General features: G+C 61.0%; 2 protein-coding genes. Both read left to right on the top strand.

All coding sequences use genetic code 11. The features are described from left to right. Positions 1–560: 560 nt before the first annotated feature. Positions 561–842, top strand: a complete 282-nt coding sequence (locus P9254_RS28775; RefSeq protein WP_029356603.1) for an acyl carrier protein — start codon at positions 561–563, stop codon at positions 840–842. After that, on the top strand, positions 843–2,051 hold the full coding sequence (locus tag P9254_RS28780; protein ID WP_095794006.1) for a beta-ketoacyl-[acyl-carrier-protein] synthase family protein: 1,209 nt from the start codon (positions 843–845) through the stop codon (positions 2,049–2,051). Positions 2,052–2,073: the final 22 nt, after the last annotated feature.

Genomic DNA, 2,073 nt, shown 5'->3' on the forward strand with positions numbered 1-2,073 from the left:
GGCCGCACTCATGACCGGCTGGGCTCGGTTAATCCTGCATGCCGCGCCCATGAGGTTACTTGTCCGGAGTGCGTCGAGCACAACGAGGAGATGTAGTTCACGATCTTTGAAAAGCGTGGTCAACCATCCAAAGTGTGGATGCCTTTCATCGAAACAAACGATTTCATCAATGTTCTGGAATCCTGCATGGGCAGAAGCACCTGATGGACACCGATGCCCCCACTGCCTCATGGCGTGGCGAGCGTCTTAAGAAACCGCCCGAAAGGAGATTTTTCATGCGCTCTACCGGGCAGTGGAGTGCTGGGAAAGGGAGTTGCAACTGACCGGCCATGTCAAACTGTCCGACTTCTTCCGAGCCTATGGACAGACCGGGAGACGCGCACGTGTAGCGGCTCACATCGTCATACTGCACCTACGCCACACACCGGCCGGACCTGATCCGGCTTTATGAGCATTGGGCTTTGTCAGTTGCCCAAGCGTGATGGCTTTCGCGACGCGGCGCGCCTCAGGAACTGAGCCGCGTCCAGGTCGAAACGCGGGAAAGAAAGACAGGAAACAGAATGGCCGATCAATTCGCAACGGACGTCATTGCCCTGATCAAGAAACGCGCCGAGTCGGAGAGCGGTGAGGGAATGCCTGCGTCATTCGTCGGCGAGATAACAATCGCCACGGAACTGGACGCGCTCGGGTTCGATTCGCTGGGTTTGGCGGACGTCCTCTGGGATGTGGAGCAGGCCTACGGCATCAAGATCGACATGAACACGGCCGATGCCTGGTCCAATCTCAAGAATGTCGGCGACGTCGTGGAAGCCGTCCGCGGCTTGCTTGCGAAGGAGGCTTGAATGGACAGGCGCGTCGTTATCACCGGAGTGGGCGGCCTGTGCGGACTGGGCACCGACGCCGCCTCTATGTGGAAAGAGATGCGCGAAGGCCGCTCCGCCATCGGCCCGATCGCCAATTCCGAGCTTCATGACCTGGAGGGCATGACCGGCGCTGAGATCAAGGCGCTGCCCCAGCACGACATCAACCGGGGGCATCTCATCTCCATGGACCGCTTCAGCTTGCTCGCCGTGCTTGCAGCGCGCGAAGCCATGCGGCAGGCCGGACTTTCCTGCGACGAGGGGAATGCCCATCGCTTCGGCGCGACAGTGGGCGTCGGATTTACCGGTTCGTACGCAACAGAACAAACTTACCGCTCACTGCTTTTGGGTAGCGCAATCCGTGCTGAACTCTTCACTGGAGTAAAGGTGATGCCCAGCGCCGCTTCCGTCCATCTTAGCTTGAGCCTCGGCTTGCGCGGGCCGGTCTTCGGGGTGACCTCCGCATGTGCCTCGGCCAACCATGCGATCGCCTCGGCGGTGGACCAGATCAAGCTGGGCCGGGCCGACGTAATGGTTTCCGGGGGCAGCGACGCACCCTTCGCATGGGGCGTGCTGAAAGCATGGGAAGCAATGCGCGTGCTTTCACCCGATACCTGCCGGCCCTTCTCCGCCGATAGGAAGGGCCTGGTGCTGGGCGAGGGTGCGGGCATGGCCGTGCTGGAAAGCTACGAGCATGCCACGAGGCGTGGTGCCACAATTCTTGCCGAGATCGCCGGCGTCGGCCTTTCCGCCGATGCCTTCCACATTGCCGCGCCATCTGTCGAGGGGCCAGCGTCGGCGATGCGCGCCTGCCTTGCCGATGCCGGGCTGAATGCCGAGGACGTCGACTATCTCAACGCGCACGGCACCGGTACCAAGAGCAATGATCAGACTGAAACGGCGGCGATCAAGCGTGTGTTTGGAAACCACGCTTATTCGATGTCCATCTCTTCCACCAAGTCCACGCACGCGCATTGCCTCGGCGCAGCGAGCGCGCTTGAAATGATCGCCTGCGTGATGGCAATCCAAGAGGACGTCGTGCCGCCGACCGCCAACTATCGCGAGCCAGATCCCGCTTGCGACCTCGACATCACACCCAATGTGCCGCGGGAGCGCAAGGTGCGCGTCGCCATGAGCAACGCCTTCGCCATGGGCGGTACGAACGCAGTTCTGGCATTCAGGCAGGTGTAGAAGCCATGCAAGACGCCTCATT

The organism is Mesorhizobium sp. WSM4983 (genome assembly GCF_029625765.1).
GTDB lineage: Bacteria > Pseudomonadota > Alphaproteobacteria > Rhizobiales > Rhizobiaceae > Mesorhizobium.